This window comes from Rugosimonospora acidiphila (assembly GCF_039543385.1).
In the GTDB taxonomy this organism is placed as follows: domain Bacteria; phylum Actinomycetota; class Actinomycetes; order Mycobacteriales; family Micromonosporaceae; genus Rugosimonospora; species Rugosimonospora acidiphila.
This window is the reverse complement of record NZ_BAABJQ010000020.1, coordinates 143,389-165,983: the sequence shown is the minus strand read 5'-3', so window position 1 is coordinate 165,983 and position 22,595 is coordinate 143,389. Positions and strand designations below refer to the sequence as shown.

Annotated in this window: 18 protein-coding genes; 11 read left to right on the top strand and 7 right to left on the bottom strand. The window is 70.9% G+C overall.

Features of this window, described 5'->3' with window-relative positions:
- The first annotated feature begins 131 nt into the window (after positions 1-131).
- From ABEA87_RS28775 to ABEA87_RS28745, 7 genes are all read left to right on the top strand, one after another.
- A complete protein-coding gene (locus tag ABEA87_RS28775) occupies positions 132-3,887 on the top strand; it encodes an Ig-like domain-containing protein (protein WP_345634867.1) in 3,756 nt (1,251 codons plus the stop codon).
- 421 nt (positions 3,888-4,308) lie between these two features.
- Entirely contained in the window at positions 4,309-5,868 is a 1,560-nt protein-coding gene (locus ABEA87_RS28770; protein WP_345634865.1) for a glycosyltransferase family 2 protein, read from the top strand.
- The gene (locus ABEA87_RS28765; protein WP_345634863.1) at positions 5,868-7,934 is read left to right on the top strand and encodes an acyltransferase family protein; all 2,067 of its coding nucleotides are present in this window, start codon (positions 5,868-5,870) and stop codon (positions 7,932-7,934) included. The genes ABEA87_RS28770 and ABEA87_RS28765 overlap by 1 nt, the downstream gene beginning before the upstream one ends.
- 5 nt (positions 7,935-7,939) lie before the next feature.
- Positions 7,940-9,619, top strand: a complete 1,680-nt coding sequence (locus tag ABEA87_RS28760; RefSeq protein WP_345634861.1) for a glycosyltransferase family 39 protein — start codon at positions 7,940-7,942, stop codon at positions 9,617-9,619.
- 14 nt (positions 9,620-9,633) lie between these two features.
- The gene (locus ABEA87_RS28755) at positions 9,634-10,701 is read left to right on the top strand and encodes a glycosyl hydrolase (protein WP_345634859.1); all 1,068 of its coding nucleotides are present in this window, start codon (positions 9,634-9,636) and stop codon (positions 10,699-10,701) included.
- A gap of 477 nt (positions 10,702-11,178) precedes the next feature.
- Positions 11,179-11,646, top strand: a complete 468-nt coding sequence (locus tag ABEA87_RS28750) for a hypothetical protein (protein WP_345634857.1) — start codon at positions 11,179-11,181, stop codon at positions 11,644-11,646.
- A 25-nt stretch (positions 11,647-11,671) separates the two neighbouring features.
- Positions 11,672-11,971, top strand: a complete 300-nt coding sequence (locus ABEA87_RS28745; RefSeq protein ID WP_345634855.1) for a hypothetical protein — start codon at positions 11,672-11,674, stop codon at positions 11,969-11,971.
- A gap of 82 nt (positions 11,972-12,053) precedes the next feature.
- On the opposite strand, the gene ABEA87_RS28740 is transcribed toward ABEA87_RS28745, so the two are convergent.
- From ABEA87_RS28740 to ABEA87_RS28725, 4 genes are all read right to left on the bottom strand, one after another.
- A complete protein-coding gene (locus ABEA87_RS28740) occupies positions 12,054-12,704 on the bottom strand; it encodes a response regulator transcription factor (protein WP_345634853.1) in 651 nt (216 codons plus the stop codon).
- Positions 12,701-14,044, bottom strand: coding sequence for a sensor histidine kinase (locus ABEA87_RS28735; RefSeq protein WP_345634851.1), 1,344 nt, complete (start codon positions 14,042-14,044; stop codon positions 12,701-12,703). The genes ABEA87_RS28740 and ABEA87_RS28735 overlap by 4 nt, the downstream gene beginning before the upstream one ends.
- Positions 14,045-14,173: 129 nt before the next feature.
- Entirely contained in the window at positions 14,174-15,394 is a 1,221-nt protein-coding gene (locus ABEA87_RS28730; RefSeq protein ID WP_345634849.1) for an acyltransferase family protein, read from the bottom strand.
- Positions 15,395-15,740: 346 nt separating this feature from the next.
- Entirely contained in the window at positions 15,741-16,571 is an 831-nt protein-coding gene (locus ABEA87_RS28725) for an SAM-dependent methyltransferase (protein ID WP_345634848.1), read from the bottom strand.
- 207 nt (positions 16,572-16,778) lie between these two features.
- On the opposite strand from ABEA87_RS28725, the gene ABEA87_RS28720 reads away from it, so the two are divergent.
- Positions 16,779-18,029 (top strand): HNH endonuclease signature motif containing protein, encoded by a 1,251-nt coding sequence (locus ABEA87_RS28720; RefSeq protein ID WP_345634846.1) that lies wholly within the window; start codon positions 16,779-16,781, stop codon positions 18,027-18,029.
- A 723-nt stretch (positions 18,030-18,752) separates the two neighbouring features.
- On the top strand, positions 18,753-19,403 hold the full coding sequence (locus ABEA87_RS28715; RefSeq protein ID WP_345634844.1) for a DUF4232 domain-containing protein: 651 nt from the start codon (positions 18,753-18,755) through the stop codon (positions 19,401-19,403).
- Between the two features lie 298 nt (positions 19,404-19,701).
- Here ABEA87_RS28715 and ABEA87_RS28710 read toward each other — a convergent pair whose 3' ends face one another.
- From ABEA87_RS28710 to ABEA87_RS28700, 3 genes are all read right to left on the bottom strand, one after another.
- Entirely contained in the window at positions 19,702-19,857 is a 156-nt protein-coding gene (locus ABEA87_RS28710) for a carbohydrate-binding protein (protein WP_345634842.1), read from the bottom strand.
- Positions 19,847-20,212: a lytic polysaccharide monooxygenase gene (locus tag ABEA87_RS28705; protein WP_345634840.1), complete on the bottom strand. Its 366-nt coding sequence runs from the start codon at positions 20,210-20,212 to the stop codon at positions 19,847-19,849. The genes ABEA87_RS28710 and ABEA87_RS28705 overlap by 11 nt, the downstream gene beginning before the upstream one ends.
- Positions 20,213-20,640: 428 nt before the next feature.
- Positions 20,641-21,189 carry a winged helix-turn-helix transcriptional regulator gene (locus tag ABEA87_RS28700; RefSeq protein WP_345634838.1) on the bottom strand — a complete coding sequence of 183 codons (549 nt, stop codon included), beginning with the start codon at positions 21,187-21,189 and terminating at the stop codon, positions 20,641-20,643.
- Positions 21,190-21,350: 161 nt separating this feature from the next.
- Between ABEA87_RS28700 and ABEA87_RS28695 the strand changes: the two genes are divergently transcribed.
- Both ABEA87_RS28695 and ABEA87_RS28690 read left to right on the top strand, forming a co-directional pair.
- A complete protein-coding gene (locus ABEA87_RS28695) occupies positions 21,351-21,656 on the top strand; it encodes a putative quinol monooxygenase (protein WP_345634836.1) in 306 nt (101 codons plus the stop codon).
- A gap of 35 nt (positions 21,657-21,691) precedes the next feature.
- Positions 21,692-22,579, top strand: a complete 888-nt coding sequence (locus ABEA87_RS28690) for an NmrA family NAD(P)-binding protein (protein ID WP_345634834.1) — start codon at positions 21,692-21,694, stop codon at positions 22,577-22,579.
- Positions 22,580-22,595: the final 16 nt, after the last annotated feature.

Here is a 22,595-nt window from a genome sequence, read left to right as displayed (position 1 = left end):
GCAGCTGCGATCGCTTCGCGACGTGTCTGTCCGACCCCTCCGCTCGTTTGTCCACGGCGGACACCACCGGCACCGGGTAGAAGCCTGCGTACCGCCGTCAACCGCCGTATCGACGAGGGACAGGGAACGTGATGGATCGTCTGGTCAGGGTCGCGAACGTGCGGTGGGGACGGGGGCTGCTCGCCCTCGCGCTGGTCGCCGCCGTCGCCGGCACGGTGGTGCAGCTGCGCACCGCCGTACCGGCACGCGCCGATGTCCGCACCGCGGCTGATGACACGCTGCGTACGAGCTGGGACCGGGCCGAACCCAACCTCACGCCCAGCGTCGTCACCGGCAGCAACTTCGGCCAGCTCTTCGCCACCCAACTCGACGGCCAGCTGTACGCCCAGCCGCTGGTCATCGGCGACACGGTGGTGGCGAGCACCGAGACCGACAAGGTCTACGGCCTCGACGCGGTCACCGGCGCGGTGAAGTGGTCCGACGATTTCGGACCGGCCTGGCCGGCCTCCACGATCGGCTGCGGCGACCTGGTCCCGGACATCGGCAACACCTCGACCGGCGTGTACGACCCGTCCAGCGGAACGGTGTACCTCACCACCAAGGTGAACGACGGGCCCGACGCCCAGCACCCCAACTGGTACCTGCACGCGGTCAGCGCCACCGACGGCGCCGAGCGCCCGGGCTGGCCCGTCCAGATCGTCGGCTCGCCCAGCAACGATCCGACCCGCCCGTTCCAGCCCTACAGCGCGCACCAGCGGCCCGGCCTGCTACTGATGGGCGGAGTGGTCTACCTCGGCTTCGGCAGCCACTGCGGGTACGGCAGCTACGTCGGCTGGGTGGCCGGCATCAACACCAACACCCGCGCCATCAACATGTGGGCGGACGAGACCGGCCCGAGCAGTAAGAAGGCCGGCATCTGGCAGGGCGGCGGCGGGCTGGTCTCGGACGGGCCGGGGCGCATCTTCCTGACCAGCGGCAACGGCGTCACCGCGCCGGACGGCCCCGGCGCGAGCCCGCCCGGGCAGCTGTCCGAGTCGGTGGTGCGGCTGGGCGTGGCCGCCGACGGCACGCTGTCGGCCCGGGACTACTTCAGCCCCAGCAACGCCGACGAGATGGACACCAACGACCAGGACCTTGGGGCCGGCGGCCCGATGGCGCTGCCGTCGCAGTACTTCGGCACGCCGTCGGTGCCCAACCTGATGGTCGAGGTGGGCAAGGACGGCCGGGTGTTCCTGCTCAACCGGGACGACCTCGGTGGCAAGGGGCAGGGCAGCTTCGGCGGGGACAAGGTGGTGCAGCGGGTGGGTCCCTTCCGCGGGCTGTGGGGGCATCCCGCCGCCTACGGTGGCGAGGGCGGCTGGGTCTACTACGTGCAGAACTCCGGCACCATGCTCGCGTTCCGGTACGGCGTCAACGGCAACGGCTCACCCACCCTGTCCAGCGCCGGCAACAGCGCGGAGACGTTCGGGTACACGTCCGGCTCCCCGCTGGTGACTTCCGACGGCACCACCCCGGGTACGGGCGTGGTGTGGGTGGTCAACGTGGACGGTCCGACCGGCGCGAACGGCCGGCTGTGCGCGTACAACGCGGTGCCGGTGGGCGGCCACCTGAACCTGCTGCGCTGCTTTCCGATCGGTACCGGCGTCAAATTCAGCACCCCGGCGTCGTCCGCCGGCCGCGTCTATGTCGGCACCCGCGACGGGCGCCTGTACGGCTTCGGCCAGCCGGTCACCGCCGCGCTGAACATCCCGCAGACCGATTTCGGCGGGGTGGCGGTCGGGCAGACCGCGACGGCGACCGTCACCGCCACCGCGGTGCGGCCGGTCACGGTCACCGGGGTCAGTACGTCCGCGCCGTTCTCGGTGCCCACGCCGCCCGCGCTGCCGGTCTCCCTGGCCGCCGGAGAGTCGATCCAGGTGCCTGTCACGTTCTCGCCGACGGCACCCGGCTCGTATACCGGCGCGCTGGACCTGTCCTTCACCGACGGGACCGCCGGGGTGCTCGGCGGCGCACTGCAGGCCACCGCCGTCCGGCCGGGATTCGCCGGCGACCCGCCGACGCTGGGCTTCGGTGGCGTGGTGGTGGGCGCCAGCAAGTCGCTCACCGCGAGCTTCACCAACACCGGCGACACCGGCGAGACGGTCACCGGCGTCACCGGGCCCACCGGCCCGTTCACCGCCTCGGGCCTGCCCGGCACCGGCACGGTGGTGGGGCCGGGGCAGACCGTCAACGTCTCGGTGACCTACACGCCGACCGCGGCGGGCACCGATACCTCCACCATCTCGGTCAGCGGGCCGGACGGCACCGGTACGGTGGCGCTGAGCGGCACCGGGCAGGTCGGGCACCCCGAGCTGTCCTTCTCCCCGTCGAGCCTGAACTTCGGCTCGGTACCGGTCGGGCTCACCGCCACCCAGACGTTGACCGTGAAGAACACCGGCAACCTCAACGTCACCATCACCAAGGCCTCCCCGCCCGCGCTGCCGTTCGTGGTGAACACGCCGCTGCCCGAGGGGCAGGTGCTCACCCCCGGCGACAGCGTGCAGATCCAGGTGACCTTCGCGCCCAGCGCCGTCGGCACGTTCAACGGGTTCTACTCGATCAGCTCGGATGACGGGCACGGGTCGCACGACATCCCGGTCGTCGGCACGGCCACGGCGCCCCCGTCCGGCAGCGCGCTGCCCAGCGTGCTGGCGGGCGGTTGGATGTTCAACGGCTCCGCGGCGATGTCCGGCTCGACGCTGGCCCTCACTCCGGCCCAGCCGGAGAAGATCGGCACCGCCATCTACACCACGCCGCTGCCCGGCGACGGGCTGACCGCCTCCTTCACCGCCGAGATCGGCGGGGGTACCGGCGCGGACGGGCTCACCTTCGCGATGCTCGACGCGGCCCGCAACACGCCGCAGGGCATCGGCGCGGGCGGCAGCGCCCTCGGCTTCGGTGGCCTGCCGGGCGTCGCGGTCAGCCTGGACACCTACCGGAATTCCGGCGATCCGTCGGCCAACTTCGTGAGCATCCTCAGCACCAATCCCACCGGCGCGGTGGAGCGGCTGGCCGCCGCCACGGCGATCCCGGCCCTGCGCACCGGTACGCACGCGGTCAAGGTGAGCGCCGCGGGCGGCACGCTCACCGTCTGGATCGACGGCACCCAGGTGCTGTCCCAGTCGGTCCACCTCGCGCCGAGCATCCTGCCGGCCTTCACTGCCAGTACGGGTGGGGCGACCGACCAGCACCTGGTGCGCAACGTGTCGATCAGTTCGGGCCCGACCATGATCGCGCCGCCGGGCAGCGGCTGGCGGTTCAACGGCACGGCCGCAATGAGCGGCGCCTCGCTGGTGCTGACTCCGGCGCGCGCCCTGTCCGCGGGCTCCGTCCTCTACTCCACGCCGGTCGCCACCGACGGGTTGGCCGCCTCGTTCGGCCTGTCCATGAACGGCGGCACCGGTGCGAACGGTGCGACCTTCGCCCTGGTGAATCCGGCCAGCGGCGGGGCGGGCAGCCTGGGCTCGATCGGTAGCGGCCTGGGCTTCGGCGGGCTCGCCGGCACGGCCGTCATCTTCTCGACGTACCCGCAGCTGGGTGTCGACTCGCACAGCTTCGTGGCGGTGGTCACCGGCGCGGCCGGCGGCGGGCTGACCAAACTCGGCTCCTCGACCGCCGTGCCGAACCTGCGCACCGGCACCCACAACGTGCTCATCACGGTGGTCGGGACGACGCTCGACGTCGCGGTGGACGGCAGCCAGATCCTCAGCGTTCCGGTCGCGTCGCTGACACCCACCGCGATCGTCGGGTACACCGCCGCCACCGGCGCGCTGACCGACGTGCACACCATCACCGACGCGCAGGTGGTCACCGGTGCCACCGCCGCCGGTGCGCACCGCGGCGGTTAGCGCCACACCCACCGCACGCACGCCGCACGGACCCGGTCCGTGTCGGCCCGTTCGTCGCGCCCAGGTGCGGTCGGACGGGCCTGCGCGAGCGCGCCTCCGTCGCGGGCGCGGCCGGGTGATGAGCGCCCCTAACGAGCGCGACGGCCGGCGGGATGCGGCTCAGGCGTGTTGTTGATGCCACTAAATCGGGAAGCATTTCCGACCCTCCGTTTGCCGAGCCATCCACTAGCGTCCCCCTGCGTAGTTGATTGATAACCGTTGGTAGCCGCAGGTTCGCTCCGTCCCGCTCCGCCAGGTGATCTGAAGCCCAACTCAGCAGAAAGGTTTGAGGGTGAACGAGGCAGTGACCACACGTGTCCGGCCGCGGCCAAGGAGAACCCGCCCCACCGGCCCGCCGTATCTGCCACAGCCTCCCACTGAGGTGGAGAAGGATCAGTACTACGGACCGCAGGCGCGCTGGATTTTCCTGCTCTTCCTGTGCGCGTTCACCGGGGTGATGTACGGGCTGTCCCGGCTGGCCCTGAACTCGATCTGGACCAGCCTGCTGTACGAGCTGATGACGGTGCAGATCATCGCCGTCGTGATCAGCCAGGTGTCCAGCACCCGGCCGCGCCGCGGCACCCTGGCCGGGCACCGCGAGAGGGTCGCCGCCTACCGGCCGCGGCACTACCCCTCGGTCGATGTGTTCCTGCCCTCGGCCGGTGAGCCGCTCTACATCCTCGCCAACACCTACCGGCACGTGGCCGGGCTGCGCTGGCCCGGGGCGCTGAGGGTGTACGTCCTCGACGACTCCGCCCGCGAGGAGGTGGCCACCCTGGCGGAGCGGTTCGGGTTCACCTACCTGAGCCGCCCCAACCGGGGTGAGCTGAAGAAGGCGGGCAACCTCAAGTACGGCTTCGAGCACTCGTCGGGCGAGTTCATCCACGTCTTCGACGCCGACTTCGTCCCACGCCCCGACATGACCCTCGAGCTGATGCCGTACTTCGCGGAGGACGACACCATCGGCATCGTCCAGTCGCCGCAGTACTTTGACGTGACGACCCCGGGCTTCAACTGGCTCCAGCGGGCCGCCGGCGCCACCCAGGAACTGTTCTACCGCTGGGTCCAGCCGGCCCGCGACGCCGTGGACGCGGCGATCTGCGTGGGTACCAACGCCATCTACCGGCGCGCCGCGCTGCGGGCGGCCGGTGGGTTCGCCCAGATCGGCCACAGCGAGGACGTGCACACCGGGGTCAACCTCGCCAAGATCGGCTACCGTACCCGGTACGTACCGGTGAACCTGGCCAAGGGCATCTGCCCGGACAACTTCGACGGCTTCGCCAACCAGCAGTACCGGTGGTGCACCGGCAGCATGAGCCTGCTCGCCGACTCGAACTTCCACCGTTCCCAGCTGTCGATCAAGCAGAAGCTCTGCTTCTGGACCGGATTCCTCTACTACATCACCACCGCGCTGGCGGCGTTCACCGTGCCGATCCCCGGCCTGCTGATGCTCTGGCTGTTCCCGCTGCAGATCCGGCCGATGAACTACCTGCCGCTGGTGGGTACCGTGTTCGTCTGGTCGACACTGATGCCCCGGGCGACCGAGAACCGGTGGTCCCCGCTGGTGGTGCGCATCCAGATGCTCATCGGCTTCTGCCACGCGATCGCGCTGTTCGACTTCGTCCGCGGCCGGACCGCCGCGTGGGTGCCCACCGGGGCGGCCAAACGCAACCCGACCGCCAAGCGGGTGCTGCGTACGCTGCGGATCTGGCTGGCCGGCTCGCTGGCGCTGACCTGGATCGGCATCTTCCACGTGATGCTCACCTACGGCGGCGCGCGGGTCTGGGCCACCGTGGTGTTCTCGATCCCGATGTTGTATTTCGAGATACCGCTGCTGCTCGGCAACCGGGGAGTACGCCGGATCGAACACCACGACGTGATCGACCTGGCCATCCCCAGTCAACAGACACAGACACTCAGCCCAGCCGGCGTGGAGGCGTGATGGCCAGGCGAACGGACACTCACTTCCGCCCGGACATCGAGGGGCTGCGGGCGATCGCCATCCTGCTGGTCGTGCTCTACCACGCCGGCCTGAGCGTGGTGCCCGGCGGCTACGTCGGCGTGGACATCTTCTTCGTCATCTCCGGCTTCCTCATCACCACCCAACTGATCCGCGAGCTGTCAAACACCGGGCGCATCGCGTTCGGCCGGTTCTACGCCCGGCGGGCGCTGCGGCTGCTGCCCGCCTCGGTCATGGTGGCCCTGGCCACCATCCTGGCCACCTGGCACTGGGCGCCGCCGCTGTTCGCCAGGACCGTGTCCGCCGACGGGCTGGCCGGCATCTGTTACCTCATCAACGTGCGGCTGGCCATCCAGGGAACGTCCTATCTGGACGCCACGCAGGCGGTTTCACCGTTGCAGCATTTCTGGTCGCTGGCCGTGGAGGAGCAGTTCTATCTGATCTGGCCGGCGGTGCTGGCGCTCGCCGCGCTGGCCTGGGCGAAGCGGGCGAGCCTGACCTCGGCCGCGGTGACGCTGTCCGTGCTCGGCGGCGCGTCGCTGGTGCTGTGCGTGTGGCAGACCGGCCACAGCGAACCGTGGGCCTACTTCGGCATTCAGGCACGGGCCTGGGAGCTGGCCGCCGGCGCGCTGGTGGCGCTGGCGGCCGACCGGCTGGCCCGGCTGCGCCCCAGCGCCGCCGCGGCGCTGTCCTGGTCCGGTCTGCTGCTGGTGCTGTGTTCCGCGTTGATCTACGACGACGCGACGGTCTTCCCCGGGTACGCGGCGGTGCTGCCGGTGGCCGGCGCCGCGCTGATGATCGCGGGTGGCACCGCGGCGCCCCGGTTCGGCCCGATCCTGGTGCTGCGCCGGTGGTTCATGCAGGAGATCGGCCGGCTGTCCTACGGCTGGTACCTCTGGCACTGGCCGGTGCTGATCCTCGCCCCGTACGTGCTGGGTCGCGATCCGGGGGTGCCGCTCAACCTGGCGCTGGCCGGGGCCGCCCTGGTACCCGCGGCGATGTCGCTGACCGCGATCGAGGACCGCATCCGCTTTCACCGCAGCCTGCGCGCCCGGCCGCGGCACGGGTTGCTGCTCGGCGGCGGGCTGACCGCCACCGCGGCCGTGCTGGCCCTGCTGAGCCTGAGCATCCCGGTCACGGTCAAGGGACGGGGCACCGCGACGAACACCGCGCACGTGCTCGCGGCGCCGTCGGCGGGTACCGCCGGCCCCGACGACGCGGCCCAACTCACCAGCCTGATCCAGACCAGCAGCTACGCCACGGCCATGCCCGGCAACCTGGTGCCGCCGCTGACTAACGCGTCGCACGACTACCCGAACGACGGCGACTGCCTGGCCACGCTGGGCCAGACCTCGGTCGGGCCCAGCGTCGAGCGCGGCTGCGAACTGCGTGGCGACGTGGCGTCGCCGACCATCGTGGTCATCTTCGGTGACTCGCACGCCCACCAGTGGTTCGACGCGATCAACACGATAGCGCTGCAGCAGCACTGGCGGCTGGCGCTGCTCGCCAAGGCGGGGTGCACCCCGGCCACCATTCTGGTGGACCGCACCGGCAGCGCCCAGTCGTACACCGAGTGCCAGCAGTGGCGCGCCTCGGCGATCGATCAGATCAACCGGATGCGCCCGAGCCTCGTGCTGCTCTCCTCGTTGTACTACGGCAACGGGGCGACCGACGGAGAGTGGGCGCAGGCCTGGCTGTCCACCGTGAACGCGATCCGGCCGTCGGGTGCCCGCTCGATCCTCATGGATGACACCCCCGACCTGAGGGGGCACAGCGTGCCCGACTGCGTCTCCGGCGACCCGCTGAACATCCGCCGGTGCGACCTGCCGGTCGCGCAGGCCATCCACACCTCCCGCAACCAGGCCGTCACCGGCACCCTGACGGCGGTGGGCGTGAAGGTCATCGACCCGACGCCGTGGTTCTGCACCAGCTCGGTCTGCCCGGTGGTGATCGGCAACACCCTGGTCTACCGCGACGGCAGCCACGTCTCGGCCACCTACATCAAGCTGCTCACCCCACTGCTGGCCCCACTACTGGAAGCCCGGTAACCCCTATGGACACCACCGCCCGCAGCGTCAACAGCACCCTGGAGATCCCTGCCTCCGTCGAACGTCCGCCGGTCATCCACCATCGCGCGATGAAGCGCTCGGGGCTGGCCAGCGCCCTGCTCGCGCTGCCCGCCGCGGCGGTGACCCTGGCCATCGTGCTGCCCGGGCTCGGCCACCGGGCGATGTGGAACGACGAGTACGCGACCTGGTACGCCGCCACGCTGTCGGCCGGCGACCTGCTGCGGCTGCTGGACCACGTGGACGCGGTGGTGGCGCCGTACTACCTGTTCATGCACGCGTGGATAGCGGTGTTCGGGGACTCCGCGGCCAGCCTGCGCATGCCCTCCGCCCTGGCCATGGCCGCCGCGGCCGGGCTCACCACGCTGCTGGGCAGGCGGCTGTTCAACACCGTCGTGGGGCTGGCCGCCGGCCTGCTGCTGGCCTGCCTGCCCGCGGTGTGCCGGTACGGGCAGGAGGCGCGGCCGTACGCCCTGGTGATGGCCGCGACCGTGCTGGCCGGACTGCTGCTGGTGCGGGCCGCGCTGTGGCCGGTGTGGCGGCGGTGGTGGGGGTACGCGGCCGCGATGACCGCGGTGGCGCTGCTGCACTTCGTCGCGCTCACCGCGCTGGTGTCGCACACGTACTTCGTGCTGCGCGCGATGCGGGGCCGCCGGGACTTCCGGATCCTGCGCTGGTGCGTGCCGCTGGCCGTGGTCGTCACCGTGGTGCTGCCCCTGGCCGCCAAGGGCTCCCACGAGTCGAGCGCGATCGACTGGATCAGCGCGGACGGCAAGGCGCTGGCCCAACTGCCGGGCAAGACGTTCGGCTCGGGGGCGGTGGCCGCCGCGCTGCTCGTCCTGGCCGGGCTGGGCGCCCTCGCGCTGTGGCTGGCCGGCCCGTACGCGCCGGTGTTCGCCGACGCGCGGGACCGCGCCACGGCGGGGAACGGGTGGCCGGACGGCGTACGGCAGGACGGTGCCGGGTCGGACACGGCCGCACACGAACTGGTCGCCTGGAACGGCGCCTCCCGGGACAAGGCCGTGATGCTGGTGTGCTGGGCGCTGTTCCCGCCGGTGTTCTGCTACCTCACCTTCCCGGTGCTGCACCTGCTGCTGTTCCGGTACCTGCTGTTCACGCTCCCGGCGTACTGCCTGCTGGCCGCCGCGGTCGGGCACGCCGCGCTGGGCCGCGTGCGCGGCGCCCGGTGGCTGGTACCGGTCCTCACGTTCGGACTCGCCGTCGCGATCGCCTTCGTCGGGGTGCCGGGCCAGCACGCAGCCCGGCGCTCCCCGGTGGTGGGGGAGCCGGACCTGCGCGCCGCCGCCCGCGTGGTGGCCGCCCACCTCCGGCCGTCCGACGGCGTCGCCTACGCGGGTACCGCCCGCAACGGCCGCCGGGCGTTCGCCTACGAGCTGCGCGGGCACCCGGCACCGCGCGACATCTTCCTGGCCGTGTCCTCGCAGCAGCTGGGTACCTTCGGCGCGTTCGAGTGCAAGGAGCCGGGCAGCTGTGCGGGCGAGACCCCGCGTATCTGGCTCGTGTCCACCGCGCCGGACAGCGCCGACCGGTTCGCGCAGATGCCGGCGACCACCGCGGCCCTGCTGCACGACGAGTTCACCGCGCAGCAGGAGTGGCGGCTGACCGGGGTCCGGGTCTCCCTGTTGGTGCGGACGGGCACGCTGTGAGCCGGCTCGCCACCGTGGCGAGCCTCGTTACGCTGGCGCTGCTGGCCGTCGTCGCGGCCTGCGCGCCGCGACGCGACCGGTCCGATCCGGCGCTCCACGATGGCCCGTCGCGACCGGTGCTCGGCGCCTACCTGGGCAGCGGGCCCAAGGGTACGGCCCGGCTGCCGCAGTGGCAGCTCTGGTCCGGGGTACCCGCGCCGTACGGCATCGACTACCTTCCCGCGGACTCCTGGGACACCATCACCGGCCCGAGCTGGTTGCTGGACGCGTGGCGTGACTCGGGACGCCGGCTCGTGCTGTCGGTACCCATGCTGCCGATGCCCGCCCGGTCGGTGAACTCCGACGGATCGACGCTGGAGCAGTGTGCGGCCGGCGACGACGACCCGCGCTGGCGGGCGCTGGGCGGCAACCTGATCGCCGACCGGCTGGCAGACACCATCGTGCGGCCGGGTTGGGAGTTCAACGGAACCTGGTACGCCTGGTCGGCCGCCGGCCACGAGCGCGCCTTCGCCGGCTGCTTCCGGCGGCTGGTCACCGTCATGCGGTCGGTACCGGGGCAGCGCTTCACGTTCCTCTGGAACCCGACGATCGGCGCGCAGTCGTTCGCGGCCGAGCGGGCCTGGCCCGGCGACTCATACGTCGACATCATCGGGCTCGACGTGTACGACGTCTCGTGGCAGCCGCGCACCTACCCGATCCCGGCCACCGCCACGGCCGGGCAGCGCCTGGCCCGCACCCGCGCGGTGTGGGGCGAGGTGAACGGCGGGGACCATGGCCTGAAGTTCTGGGTGAGCTTCGCGACGCGGCACGGCGCCGAGTTGGCCCTGCCCGAGTGGGGGCTGGTGTCCCGGGTGGACGGTCACGGCGGCGGCGACGACCCCGATTTCGTGGAGCACGTGATCGGGTTCGTCCAGCAGCCCGGCAACCGCGTCGAGTTCGCGCTGTACTTCGACGTCGACAGCGACTCCGCCGAGCACCGGCTGTCGGCGCCCGACACGCCCTTCCCGCGCTCCGCCCGGCGGCTGCGCGACCTGCTCGCGAACGCGACGTGGGGCCGGCAAGCCGCGGGCTCCAACGAGTGAGGTGGCCGGCATGTCGGATCACAGACAGGCGTGAGTGTCGCAGATGCGGCTCGTCGGGTGGACGTTTGACAAAGCAGACCCAACCCGGGCACGCTTACTAACAGTAATAGACCTTCGCCGACCTGATGGCCGGCAACGTAGAGGTCAGTCCAATACGCAACGGCGGGCCGAAGCGCCCGCGCTGCCCCACCCGCAGCCTCAACACCTATCTCGACCAGCAGGTCAGCCCCGATGTTCGACGACGACCGCAGGACCGCGGGCGTTCGGAGAATGAAGGGGCTACCTTCACTCATAGTAGTTAATTCGAGATCGTCTGGGAACTCCTGGCGTGGCGCTTCCAAAAATCCATGACTCTCTGTGAGGGCGGTAATGCCTATGTCGTTCCTAGGATCGGCGCGGCGAACCCCGGATCGCGGCGAGTCGGGCCGGCGGAGCGGCCGGCGGGAAGCCCTCCCCGGTCGGATGCGAGGAGGAGCCATGACGCCGATCCGGATCACCTCGGGTCGCCACCCCTTCGAGGTGGTCGTGTTGATCGCGGCGCTCGTGGTCGCCACCATCCTGATCCTGACCAATACCCGCCCGCCCGCGGTGGACGCCGCGATGCCCGGGCCGGTAAGGCTCGTCTGGGTGATCCTCCTGGCGGTCTCGGGTGTCGTCGGACTCCTCGGCGTGTTCTGGCGGGGAGCCATTCAGACGAGCCTGTCGATCGAGGCCATCGCGGTCTTGGTGCTGGGCACGGCCGCCGCCATGTACACGGTGGGTGTCGTGGCCTTCGCCGGGATCGACGGCGCGGCAGCGGGCGGGTTCGTCGCGGCGGTGGGAGCCGGGTCCTGGTGGCGCCTGACCCAGATCTGGGGGGATCTGCGCAGGTTCGATCAGGCCGTCAAGGCACAGATTATCGGTGAAGTAACCACGCTCATTGGACAGCGCACCAACCATGAATAGCAACTGGACTCACATCATCACATCTATGCTGTCGATCATTGGCGCGGGTGGGGGCCTGGGCGCCGCGACCGCGGCGGCCTTGCGTTGGCGCAAGACCAAGGCGGACACCGCCGATGTGCTGACAGACACCGCCCTGACTCTCATCGAGCCCCTGCGCGTGCGCATTCAGGAACTGGACCGGGAGATGCTCCGGGTGCGCTACGAGGCCCGCGAGACGGCCACCGAACTGCGGCGGCTGCGTACCGCCATCCTCAATCCGTCGGCCACTTTGGACAGCCTGCGTGAGCTGGTGATGAACTCGGGACGCGACCGTTCGCCCTCGTGAACCATCACGCGGTGCCCGCCGTCGCCTGGGCCGTTCCGGTGGCATGCCCGGCGGCCCGGGCGGCGGCTCAGGCGGTGGTGGCTCAGACGGTGGCGCGCAGGTAGGCCAGCACCGCCAGCACCCGGCGGTTCGCGTCCTCGGTCGGCGGGATGCCGAGCTTGGCGAGGATGTTGCCGACGTGCTTGACGACCGCCGCCTCGGTGACGAACAGCCGCCGCGCGATGGCCGCGTTGGAGTGCCCCTCGGCCACCAGCGCGAGCACCTCTCGCTCCCGGGCGGACAGGGTCGCCAGGGGGTCGCGGGGGCGGCGCAGCAACTGCCGTACCACTTCGTGGTCGACGACGGTTCCGCCACCGACCACGGTACGCAGCGCCGTGACGAAGTCGGCCACGTCCACCACCCGGTCCTTGAGCAGGTACCCGACGCTCCGGCCACCGCCGCTGTCCAGCAGCGCCGACGCGTACTCGTACTGGATGTACTGGCTGAGCACCACGACGGCCAGCCCCGGGTGCCGATCGCGCAGTTCGACGGCGGCCCGCAGTCCCTCGTCGGAGAAGCCCGGCGGCATCCGGATGTCGGTCACCACCAGATCCGTCTCGCCCGTCCGCACCGCGTCGATGAGCGCCCCGGCGTCGCCGACCGCGGCCACCACCTCGAAACCGAACCGCGCCAGCACCCCGGCGAGACCCTCACGCAGCAGCACCCCGTCCTCCGCGAGGACGACCCGGGTCATCGGTTCCACGGAAGCTCCGCCCGGACCAGGGTGGGGCCGCCGGTCGGGCTGGCGAGCAGCAGCCGGCCGCCCACGGCGGCGACGCGATCGGCCAGGCCGGTCAGCCCGCTGCCCGCGTCCGGATCCGCCCCGCCGTGGCCGTCGTCGCGGACCTCCACGACCAGCAGCCCGCCGGTGCCCGACAGGTCCACCTGCGCGTGCGCCGCCCCGGCGTGCCGGGTCACGTTGGTCAGCGCCTCGGACACCACGAAGTACGCCACGCTCTCCAGCCGTTCGGGCGGGCGCTGGTCGAGTCCACTCTGGACGGTCAGCGTCACCGGCACGGGCGACCTGCCGGTCAGTTCCCGGATGGCGGCGGGCAGGCCGAGATCGGACAGCACCTGCGGATGGATGCCGTGGATGAGGTCGCGCAGCACCACCATCAGCTCCTTCGCCTGATCGTGCGCGGTGGCCAGCGGCCCCGCCGCGGCCGAGCCCTCGGGCAGGTCCAGGCGGGCCATCCCCAGCTGCAGCGTGAGGCTGGTCAGCCGGTGCTGCGCGCCGTCGTGCAGGTCGCGTTCGATGCGCCTGCGCTCGGCCTCGAAGGCGTCCACCAGCCTGGCCCGGGACCGCGACACCTCGCGCAGCGCGGCGTGTCCGGCGTCGCCGAGCAGCGCCCGCGCGACGGCGCCGTGCGCCGAGGCGAGCAGCCCGAACAGGTACGGCACCAGCGGCAACAGGACGACCCCGGCGATCGCGTACGGTGCGGCCTGGCCGGCGGTTATCACCCTGGCCGGCCCGAGCGAGATCTCGTTCGCGGAGTCGCCGGCCAGCCAGGGGCTCGCGATGAGCACGAGGTCCAGGAACACCGCCAGCGCGGCGATGCCGTACCCGACCGGCACCACGAACGCCATGAACGCCGCGTACGCCACCTCGCGCCAGGTGGCCGGCTCCGTGTACCGGGCGCGCAGCCAGGCGGCCAGGCCGGGCGGGGGCGGCCGGTGCCCCGAGGAGATCGGGCGCGCGTCGATGAGGGCCAGCCGCCGGCGCTCCAGCGCGGCGAGCGGCATCGCCAGCGCCGGCCCCAGCGTGGTGACCAGTACCGCGCCGACGAGCACGGCCGCGACCAGCTCCGGTACGGTCACCGACGTGCCGCGCTCGTGCCCGCTGACCGCCCAGCCCAGCAGGGCGAGCCAGGGCAACGTGACGCAGGCCATGGCGATCGACACGGGGGTCGCGATGACGGCGGTGCCGGCGAGATAGGCCAGTGACCGCCACGGCCAGGCCGAGAGAAGGAAACCGCGGCGGCGCAACGAGCCCAGCACGCGGGTCGGGCGCTCGGGTTGACGCTGTATGGACATGGGCCCACGCTAGCCAGGCGCCCACGGCTGCCCCAGCCACCGAGCCTTACTCCCCGGGTATGGCCAGCCCTACTCTTTCGCCCCGCCCATCCGGTTCGCTCACGGCTGCTGCGTTCCCGGTTGGCGCGCTCACGCCTGGGCCGGCGACGGCGGGCCGGCGGCGGACGCGGCGGGCAGGGGGGACGGATCGGGCGAATCGCCGCCGGTCGGGTGGCTGCCGGTCGAGCCGCCGGCGGTCGGACCGCTGCCGCTGGGCGGCCCCTCCCGGCCCAGCAGCCTGGGTTTGAGCCAGCGCTCGACCGGCCTCTCCCACAACTGGTACAACAGGCCGGCGAGAATCAGGCTGCTGACGAAGATGACCACCCAGGCCAGCGCGATCTGCCGGCCGGTGTGCGGTTGTCCCGCGATGCGGGTCCAGACCGGGAATGTCACCTTGTGTGCCAGATACCACGCGTACGACCAGTGCCCGAGCCGGATAGCGATCGGCGACGCGACCAGCCACGGCGACCGACCGGCCCGGTCCCGCTCGGCCAGCGCCCAGATCAGCAGGGCGAAGACCGGGAAGGCGAACGCCTGCGAGCCGGAGTACGGCTGGAACGGGAAGTCCCACGGCACCCGCGCCCACACCAGGGTCACCGCCACCCACCCGATGGTCAGCAGCAGCGCCATGCGCAGCGAGACCGGCGCCTTCACCCCGCGCTTGAAGGCCACCCCGATCGCCATGCCGGCGATGAACTGGCTGATCCGGACGACCGGCAGGTAGTCCAGCGCCCAACTCTGGGTGTACCCGTGCAGGGTCAGCGAGACGATGACGAAGTAGGCGGCGTAGCACCCGAACAGGATGGCGATGGTCTGTCGCCAGTACCGGAACCTCTTGGCCACGAAGGGAAGCAGGAACGGGAACAGTGCGTAGAAGAACGCCTCGTCAGACAGTGACCAGGAAGCGCCGACGGTATCGCCGACGATCCGGGAGTTCGGCAGCCAGGCGTGCAGCAGCACCACCGACGGCGCCAGGTGTTTGGCGGACAGCGTGGCGCCCAGCGCGATGAGCACGGCGGCGCTGCCGGCCAGCACGAGAATGTGCAGCGGCCAGATCCGGACGAAGCGCCGCCAGTAGAACGTCCGCTTGCTAATCCTCCGGCCGTCATAGGTGTAGGTCAGCACGAAGCCGGACAGCACGAAGAACAGGGTGACCCCCATCCGCCCGAACCGGAACAGCTCGCTGAACACCGGCAGCTGCCCGACCTCGGTGGACAGGTGGTAAACCACCACCGTGCCGGCGGCCCACGCGCGCAGGCCGGTTAGCGAGGGGCTGCGGTCCCGAGTGGCCACGGCAGGCTGGTTGTCCACCCGAGCTCCCTTTCCCTCGTCACCTGGGTCGTGCGATCAAAACACGCGCTCCGTCGGAAGGAGAATGCCGAATGCGCCCGGCGCGGAAGTGTTTCCGCGCGGTTCAACGGGATCTGTCCGTTCAGCAACCCAAAGTTCAACGAGGGTATGCCAACCTCTGGCACGGCACTCCGTCTTCCCGTCGTGGAGTCACGCCGCCGGCGGCAAGACGGTTCACGTCAGAGATGGGATCGGATTTCTGGCGTGGTGACCAGCCGGTTGCGCCGCGTATAGGTTCGGGTGGTCCTCTCCGGCGTCGGACCGCTCGACGCGGGGGCATCGGGGGCCGCGCGGTCCCCTGCCGGTGTCAGGGCTTGCGGCCCAGCCCGCCGTGGGCGCTCGTGCCGTCCTCCGGCGTGGGATCGCCGGGCTCCGGCCGCCACTGGTGGACCTGCACCAGGCCCGGCTCGACCAACTCCAGGTTGGCGAAGAACCGCTCGACGTCCGAGTGGGTCCGCAGGGTTTGCGGCGTCGAGACCCGCTCGTTGTAGCGCCTCTGCGCCTCCTCCTGCCCCGGGTTGATCTCCATGGCGGGGTGGGAGATCGCCAGATAGCTGCCCGACGGTACGGCCGCCATCACGCGCTCGACGATGCCCCACGGATCCTCGCTGTCCCGCACGAGGTGCAGGACCCCGAGCAGCATGACCGCGACGGGTTGCTCGAAGTCCAGGATGTTTCCGGCCATCGCCAGGATCCGTTCCGGATCGCGCAGGTCGGCGTCGAGGTAGTCGGTGCTGCCGCCCGGCATGCTGGTCAGCAGCGCCCTGGCATGGGTGAGCACGATCGGATCGTTGTCGACGTACACGACCCGCGCCGCCGGGGCAGCCGCCTGCGCCACCTCGTGCGTGTTGTTGGCCGACGGGATTCCGGTGCCGAGGTCCAGGAACTGCCGGATGCCCGCCTCGCCGGCCAGGTACCGCACGGTCCTGGCCAGGAACGCGCGGTTCGCGCGAACCCGGATGCGCAGACCGGGGGTTGCCGCGAGCACTCGCTCGGCCGCCTCACGGTCGGCGGCGAAGTTGTCCTTGCCCCCGAGCCAGTAGTCGTAGACCCGGGCCGGATGCGCCACGCTGGTGTCCAGCCCCATCGACGACCCGTGCTCCGGCCTCTCGTCGGCCGCGTTCGGCTCTGCTGCCATCGTTACCCGTCCCTATTCGCCATGGATCGACCGTGCACCGGGCCTCGCGGGCCGCGGCACCGAGGTTCGGATCACCCTAACCCGGTTCTCCCAGCGGCGCGGGGTCGCTCCCGGCGGCTCACCACCGTTCACCATCCGCAACAGATCACCCATCGGCAAGGGCCGATCGCCGCCGTTAGTGTCGTACCCCGTCGGTAGCGTTGGTTCGTGGACGGGGATCCGTTGATCGAGCTGGAGCACGCGGTGCGGTCGCTCGCGCACGCGTCGGTCTGGGCTCAGTCCCCGCAGGTGTTGATTGACTGTTTGGATCGGGCGTATGCGTTGGCGTCGCGGTTGGACGCGGTCCGGCTGGGCTTGATTCGGGAGGTCGATGGGCGGGACCTTGCCCGGCGGCAGGGTGCTACGACGACGACCGCGTGGTTGCGTGACCGGTATCGGTTGTCTGGGGGTACGGCGGCGCGTCAGGTGAGGCTCGCTGCGGCGTTGCACGGCGGGTTGCCGAAGACGGTGGAGGCATTGGCGGCCGGGACGGTCAATCTTGAGCAGGCGCAGGTGATCGCGGCCGCTGTCCCGACTTTGCCGGGGCATGTTCGGGCCGAGGGGGAGGAGTTTCTGGTTGGGCAGTGTGCGGTGTTCGGGCCCAGGGAGTTGGGTCGGCTGACCGGTCGACTGCTGGACGTGGTCGCCCCCGAGGTCGTCGAGAGGCAGGCCGCGCAACAGTTGGCCCGGGACGAGGACCGTGCCCACGCGGACCGGTGCCTGTATCTGACGGACGTGCCGGGCCAGGCGAGGGTGCGGTTGACCGGGTGGCTGGACCGGGAGTCCGCCGCCGTGGTCCGGGCGGCGATCGATCCGTTGTGCGCACCCAGACCGGTTGATGAGGCGGGGTTGCGTAGCCCGCAGCAGCGACGCGCCGATGCCCTGGTGGAGGTGTGCCGGCTGGCGTTGGCCGGTGGGGAGTTGCCCGACAATGGTGGGGATCGGCCGCAGGTGACCGTCACCGTGGACCTGGACACCCTACGCCGGCAGGTCGGCGCCGCCACGTTGGACGATGGGACCGTGCTCAGCCCGGCCGCCGCCCGCCGGCTGGCGTGTGATGCCCGGATCGTGCCCGCCGTGCTGGGCAGCACGGGTCAGGTCCTGGACGTGGGTCGGGAGCGGCGCCTGTTCACCGGCCCGATCCGCCGCGCCCTGGTGCTACGCGACCGGGGTTGCGCGTTTCCGGGCTGTGATCGCCCACCGAGGTGGTGCGACGGGCACCACCTCGTCAGTTGGCTGGATGACGGGCCGACCAGCCTCGACAACGGGGTGCTGCTGTGCGCACACCACCACCGGGTGATCCACCAAGGCGACTGGCGGGTCAGGATCGCCGGCGACGGGCTACCCGATTTCATCCCACCCCGATACCTTGACCCCGACCAACAACCCCGCCGCAACATCTACCACCGCAGGCAATGACACCCACCGGCAACGATCGCCACGAGCGCTCGCTGGACCGCCCCGCCGGCAGCTCTCGCACCCGCCGAAAGTCCTCGTCGCCGACCACCTGACCGCTGCCGCCGGCGAGTGGAGCGCCCGACTCGGCATGTCCCGACCCGCCTTCCTCGCCGCACTCTTCGGCAGGAACGACGACCGGGTACGACCTGCGCCACTCGGCGAAGACCGCCATCGTGAGCAACACCTGGCCACAGCTGCGCACCAAAATGGCGAACGCCGGCCTCCTGGACCTGGTCGATGCCATCGTCCTGTCCTGCGAAGTCGGGTATGCCAGGCCCGACCCTCGCATCTACACGGTGGCCCTGGAACGTGTGGGCGCCCGCCCCGCGGACCCTCTTCATCGACGACACACCGGGGCACGTCGCGACCGCGAAGTCACTCGGCATGGCCGGTCACGTGCACACGAGTACCAGCGACACGCTCGCCCGCATCCAGGAATTCCTGCTATCGGGCCGAATCCGACCGGCCCCGTGCGAGGGTAGCGGCATCGTCAGGCCGCTGCGGCTGGCCGCGTACAGCGCCGTCGCAGATTTCGAGAGTACGGCGCGTGGCGGCCGAGGCGCGGGTGCCCTGCCGGTTGGCGTCGTGCGGTTGCGACCGGCGACCCACCCGGGTTGCCACAGCAGGGGCCGCGGCCGGGGCTGGGGCCCCGCCGCGGGCGCGGACCCGTTATCGTGACGGGCGATGTCGACTGGGCGAGGAAACGGTATCGCGGGCAAGGTTTTCGGCGCCCTGGCGGGCGCGATCCTGCTGGCGACGCAGCTGACCGCGTGCGCGCAGCCCGGGACGGTGCCGGACAACGGGCCGGGAGCGGCCAGGGCCGGGGCAGGCGGCGCGGCCGCCGTGCCGCCGAGGAACGCCGCGCCGCCGGTGAACGCCGCGACGGCATCGGCGAGCGAGACGATGGCCGCGAACGGTTCACCGCCGCCCTGCCCGGCGTCCGGGGTGCGCATCGTCCCCGAAGACCCGCAGGCCGCGGCCGGTACCCGTACCCTCGAACTCGACCTGGTCAACTGCGGTTCGCAGCCGTACACGGTCGGCGGATACCCGAGCATCCAGGTGCTGTCGGCCGACCGGCGGCCGTTTGCCGTGACCGTCACGCACCGGCCGGCGTTCGGTGCCTCACCGGATCCGGGGACGATCACGGCATCGCCGGGCCATGGTCCGTTCGTCATCCTGGAGTGGCACGACATCGTCACCAACGGCACGCCGGTCACCGGCGCGTACCTTCAGATCGTGCCCCGGGAGGGCGATCCGGCGCAGTTGGTCGTGCCGCCGCGTCCGATCGACCTGGGCACCACCGGCACCCTGCAGACGACCCCCTGGGCCGGCTGACGCGCAACCGACCCAGGGGCCCCAACCGGCGTCCGGAGAACCGGCAACAGCTGAGAACCGTCGAACGCTGAGGACCGTCGAACGCTGAGAACCGTCGGACGCTGAGAACCGCGGGCAGTTGAGAACCGCGGGCAGTCGAGAACCGGCACAGTCGAGAACCGGCACAGTCGAGAACCGGCACAGTCGAGAACCGGCACAGCTGAGGACCGGCGAGAGCTGAGGACCGGCGAGAGCTGAGGACGGGCGAGAGCTGAGGTCCGGAGCAGCTGAGGACCGGGCGCAGCAAACCCCACGCGGGTCATCGTGGCGTGCCCACGGTCACGGTTGGCGCGGCCGCACCGGTCGAGCAGGTGCCCTGGTCGGCCCACACGTCCGAGGCGCCGGGGGTTTCGCCCTGCGTCCACCACTTGGCCTGCCAGGTGTGCCCGTTGTAGGAAACCGTGTTACCACCCACGTACACCGCGGTCGGGCTCCAGGTCGGGGCCGAGCGGCGTCCGGGCGGTGGCGGCGGCGGTGGAGTTTCCGCCGCCGCCCCCACCGATCTGCACGTCGATGCAGGAGTAGAAGGCGTTGGCGGTGTCGGCGATATTCCAGACCGCGAGGATGGTCTGGCGACCGGTGAACCCGCCGAGGCTGACGGTGTGCGCGACGCTGGCCGGCGGCTGCTGGCCCGCGCACGAACGGGCGGGCCTTGGAGGACGCGGCGGCGACGGGCTGACCGCCCGAAGGGTGGGTGAGGTCGGGTCACCCGGTCGCGTTGGCGCGCCACGCTGAATGAGCCCGATCCCACCGAGCGGCGCGAGGCCCATGGCGGCGCCGCCGAGGATCTGATCTGCGATGCGATGTACAGCGGCAGGGAGTGCGCGAGGCTCGAGGGCACCAGGAAGGCGAGTGCCGCCGCGCCGCTGGCCCCGCCGGCGATGATCGCGGTGCGTGGGGCAAAGGGCCGGAACAGCAGCGCCGAGATACCGATCACGGCGGAGGAGATGCCCAAGACAAGGCCTTGAACGAAGACGCTGTGCGTGTGGATCGGGTCCTTGGAGATCTGCGCTCCGAGGGACAGGATGATCGAGCCCAGTCCCAGGCCGGTGAAGATGGCCAGCGCGGACGTGATGAAGATCGTCCGCGGTCCTCTCGGTACGGCGATGTGGTTCGACTTCCGAACTCACCCTACGAGCGTACCCCCTTCCGTCCACTCCGCCGGATGCCGCGAGGGGTGGGCGCGCGTCGTGCCGAGTTAGCGCTCGCCCGTCACGGGTATACGCGGCATCGTGATCGGTTCGAGGAGTCGACGTGGGGTGTTCATCGCGTGGGACACGGGGTCGTGATCGGAGCCCGTTGGCTCGAATCCGGGTCCGGGTTCGATCTGGATCTCCGGCACCGGGATGACCGACCCGCACTCCTGGCAGCGTCCCTCGCGGTCGAGGAGACCTTTGTCCTGATCATGGCGCATGACGCGCTTTGCGCCGTTCGGGGAGTAGAACTCGTCCCCCCAGTCCATCAGCGTGCGCACGGTCGGCCACAGCGCGATGCCCTTCGCGGTCAGCTGGTACTCCACGTTCCCCGCGGCGTCGTCCTCGCGGGCGAGCACGCCCTCCTGGACCAGGAACTTCAGCCGGCTGGTCAGGCTGGCGCGGGGAATCCCGAGTTGAGCGGCGAAGTCGCCGAACCGGCGTACCCCGTGGAACGCGTCGCGGATGATCAGGAGCGTCCACCGCTCTCCGAGGACCTCCAACGCCCGCGCCAGCGAGCAGTTGCGGTCGGCGTAGGTGCTGGGGAGGGACATGTTCAGAGCGTATCGCACCAGTTCGCTCACTGAACTGGCGTGTGTTACGGTAACCCAGTTCACTGACTGAACTGGGTTCCAGCTGACCGTGCGGCGGTCCGCGGCCAGGCGTCGGCGGCGACGTATCGCCGGCATCACGTTCTCTTGAGGAGGCTGTTCCGATGTACCAATTTCTCGTTTCCTTCACCGTCCAGCCGGAGCACCGCGACGACTTCGTCCGTGCGGCCAAGAAGACCGCGCATGACTCCCTGGCGAACGAGCCCGGCTCGCACCGCTTCGAGGTCATCGCCGACGAGAAGGACCAGAACCTCTTCTACCTGAACGAGGTCTACACCGACGCCGACGCGTTCAACGCGCACGCCAGCGGCCCCTACTTCGGCGCGTTCTTCGCCGAGGCCAGCAACTACGCGGAGGGCCCGACGTGGCTCATGCGGGGGAACCTCGTCGGCGACGAGGCGGCCAAGTAGCGGCGCACCAGCACCGCATCGGAAGGAACCACATCTTGCCCAGCAACATCCTGATCACCGGCGCTACCGGCAAGACCGGCGAGTACGCCGCGACCACGCTCCTGCGGCAGGACCATCACGTACGCGCGCTGGTCCGCCGCACCAGCGAGCGGTCCGACCGGCTCGCCGCGGCTGGCGCCGAGATCGTCGTCGGGGACCTGCTGGACCTGGACGCCGTGAGCCGGGCCGCCAGGGACATCGACGCCGCATACCTCGTGTATCCGGTGGCGCCGGGCCTGATCGACGCCACCGCCACGTTCCTGCAGGCGGCCGAGGAGAACAGCGTCGCCGCGATCGTCAACATGTCGCAGATCTCGGCCCGGCGCGACGCCGTCAGCAATGCCGCCCGTCAGCACTGGATCGCCGAACGACTGCTCGACCATTTCGACGGCGCGGTGACCCACCTGCGGCCCACGTTCTTCGCCGAGTGGCTCATCAGCACCCTCGACCGGACGACCGGCGAGCTTCGGCTGCCCTTCGCCGACGCGCAGCACGCGCCCATCGCCGCGGAGGACCAGGGGCGGGTGATCGCTGCCATCCTCGCCGATCCCCAGCGGCACGCCGGGAAGATCTACCCGCTGTACGGTCCGGTGGAACTCAACCATTACCAGATGGCGGAGACCATGACGCGGGTCCTGGATCGGCAGGTCACTTACGCACCGGTCGAACTCGACGAGTTCGAGGCCGCGCTCGAACGGCAGGGCCAGGATCCGCACTTCGTCCAGCACCTGGTCAACGTCGCGATCGACTACCGCAACGGCGTCTTCGCCGGCACCAACAACGTCGTCCAGACGCTGACGGGCGTCGCGCCGCTCACCGTCGACGCCTTCATCGAACGCAACAAGGGATACTTCGACGGCGGCGCGCGCTGGAATCGCCGGTAGCGGCGGCGTGCCGGGT